Origin of the sequence: Microbulbifer echini (assembly GCF_041447225.1) — a bacterium.
Taxonomy (GTDB): Bacteria; Pseudomonadota; Gammaproteobacteria; order Pseudomonadales; family Cellvibrionaceae; genus Microbulbifer; species Microbulbifer echini.
In genome coordinates, this window is sequence record NZ_JBGMEL010000038.1 from 4,573 (window position 1) to 7,375 (window position 2,803).

General features: G+C 55.8%; 3 protein-coding genes. All 3 read left to right on the plus strand.

Features of this window, described 5'->3' with window-relative positions; genetic code table 11:
* Positions 1 to 432: hypothetical protein (locus ACCI51_RS19215; protein ID WP_371845046.1), on the plus strand; the 432-nt coding region annotated here is incomplete at its 5' end.
* Between the two features lie 9 nt (positions 433 to 441).
* On the plus strand, positions 442 to 2,484 hold the full coding sequence (locus ACCI51_RS19220) for a ClpP-like prohead protease/major capsid protein fusion protein (protein WP_371845047.1): 2,043 nt from the start codon (positions 442 to 444) through the stop codon (positions 2,482 to 2,484).
* A 98-nt stretch (positions 2,485 to 2,582) separates the two neighbouring features.
* Positions 2,583 to 2,803, plus strand: a 221-nt coding sequence (locus ACCI51_RS19225; RefSeq protein ID WP_371845049.1) for a capsid cement protein, incomplete at its 3' end; no start/stop codon positions are given.

The following is a 2,803-nucleotide window of genomic DNA, read 5'->3' on the forward strand; positions in this document are numbered from 1 at the left end:
ATCAGCAAAAACTACAACGGGACTTATAGCGCGCAGCGGCAGGAACTGGTGGAGCAGTGGGCCAACTACGAAACCCTCAGCCTGGAATTTTGTGAGGAAATTGTAGAGCCAGTCACCCGGCGCTGGGTGCAAATGGGTTTACTGGCGGATGCTTTTAATGTGCCGGCTGAAGTCGATCCGTCCACGTTACTGCACGTCGATTTTATTACCCCGGTGATGCCCTGGATTAATCCCGCCCACGAAGCCAGCGCCGATGAAACCCTGCTGGAAAACGTGCTGGTCAGCCCGCAGCAGACCATTCGCCGTCGTGGCAAAAAACCGGACGATGTGATTAAGCAAACCGCCGCCTGGCAGCAGAAATTAAAAGCCAGTGGCATTACCACCCCAGCCAAACGCGAAGCTGTACCCGCGCAACAAACTGAATCTGAATAGGAGGCAGCCATGCCGAATAAATCCTGGTACAGCATGACCGCTGCCGCCAACAACAGTGAAGCCGAGATCTATTTGTACGACACCATTGGCTACTGGGGCGTGACCGCAAAAGACTTTGCCCGCGATCTAAAAGCGCTCGGTGATGTCAGCAAGATCAATCTGCACATCAACTGCCCCGGTGGGGATGTGTTCGACGGTACCGCCATTTACAACCTGCTTAAAGATCACAAAGCCGAGGTGGAAACCTGGATTGAAGGCATCGCCGCGAGTATGGGCAGTGTGATCGCTCTCGCCGGGGATACCGTCCATATTGCTGAAAACGCCTATTACATGGTGCACAACCCCAGTGCCGGTGTGCGCGGTGATGAACGCGCTCTGGAAAAAACCAAGAGCCTGCTGGCCAAAGTCAAAACCACCATGATTGGTTTGTACGCCTCGCGCACCGGAATGTCTGCCGAAGATATCAGCCAAGTGATGGACGACGAGACTTGGTATACCGGCGCCGAAGCGGTAGCGGCCGGCTTCACCACCGATACCACTGCAGCAGTGGAAATGGCTGCAAGCTTCAGTGCTGATCACTTAAACCAATTCAAACATACCCCGCAAGCCATCAGCGCATTAGTCGCGCAGGGGCCAGCACCAGTTCGATTCCCGTTTGCCGTTGCAGGCACTCCAATCCAAACTCAAACCCAGGAAGCGCAAGCCATGACCACCTCCACCACGCCAGCCGCAACCGCCGCGCCCGAGGTCACCCCAGAAATGAAAGCCCAGATTGCCGCCGATGCCAGAGCACAATTTGCGATAGATGAGCAAAAGCGCAAAGACGATATCAAAGCCGTTTTTAAGGGCTTTGAGGCTCACAGTGTAGTGATGCAGGAATGTCTAAACGATATGGACTGCAGCGCCGAAAAAGCCAAAGACCAGCTGCTCACCGCGCTCGGCAGCCAAACCCCAACCCCCGTGCAAAGCTACAGCCTGGTGGTGCAGGAAGGCGAGGGCATCAAGCGCATGAAAGCCGATGCCGAAAATGCCATCGCCATGCGCGCCCTCGGTGAAAAACGCACCGAAGGCAACGAGCTCAGCGGCTACACCATGATGGAGATTGCCCGCATCCTGATGCAGGCCCACGGCCAGAATCTAGCGGGCCTGGATAAGATGGGCATCGTCGCCGCCGCCTTTACCCACGGCTCTGGAGACTTCGCCACGGTCCTCGGCAATATCGCCAATAAATCCATGCTCAAAGGTTACTCGGAAGCGGCAGAAGTCTTCCCGCAGTTTACCGCCACCGGCAACCTCAGTGACTTCAAGATCGCGACCCGCACCGACCTCGGCACCTTCCCCGCACTGCGCCAAGTGGCACCGGGGGCTGAATTTAAATACGTCAGCATCGGCGAGCGCGCCGAAACCGCCGCCCTGGCTACCTACGGTGAACTCTTCTCTATTAATCGCCAGGCCATCATCAATGATGACCTCGGAGCCTTCACCCGTATCCCACAAAAGATGGGGCTCGCCGCCGTGCGCACTGTGGGTGATCTAGTGTTCAGCATCCTGCTCAATAATCCCAAGATGGCCGATGGCAAAGCCCTGTTCCATGCCGACCATGGCAACCTTGCAGAAAAGGGGAGTATCAATACCGCCAGCATCGACGCCGCACGGGTATTGATGGGCAAACAGAAGGACGGCTCCGCTTTCCTGAATATCCGCCCTAAATTTCTGCTGTGTGATATCGCCGATGAGGGGGCCGCAAAAGTTGCCCTGGAATCGGAATTCGAAGTGGGTGTTTCCGAGAAATCCAACACTGTACCCAACAGCGTGCGCAATATTGCCAGCGTAATTTCGGATGGTCGCCTCAGCGGACACAATGGCTGGTACCTCAAGGCCGACCCAGTAGCGCACGACACGATCGAAGTGCTCTACCTGGATGGCCAACAGGCCCCGGTGCTGGAACAGCAAAACGGCTGGAATATTGACGGGGTGGAATTCAAAGTACGCCTCGATGCCGCTGCCAAAGCCTGGGATGCGAAAGGCATGGTGAAAACCCCCAAAACCTAATACCCAGTTCAAACCGAATCAAACCTCAAAGAATCCAAAAAGGGCCGCATCACGCGGCCTTTTTGCTTTCAGTTACAAACCCAATCGAGAGAAAGAGAATGGCTACGAATTTTGTGCAAGATGGACGCATGCTGAATGTCACCAACAGCACCAGCGCGGATATTACCTCCGGCCAGGTGGTACCGGTCGGCGCAGTGCTCGGTGTGGCGATGGATGATATCGCCGTGGGTGAAACCGGCGTGCTCGCCATTGATGGCGTATTCACTGTGCCCAAGGTATCCGCCGCAGAGATCAATCAGGGCGAAAGCCTCACCTGGGT

Bases quoted from the DNA above. Each gene is read 5' to 3' on its own strand.
- ACCI51_RS19220 (WP_371845047.1), top strand. From the start codon at position 442: ATGCCGAATAAATCCTGGTACAGCATGACCGCTGCCGCCAACAACAGT.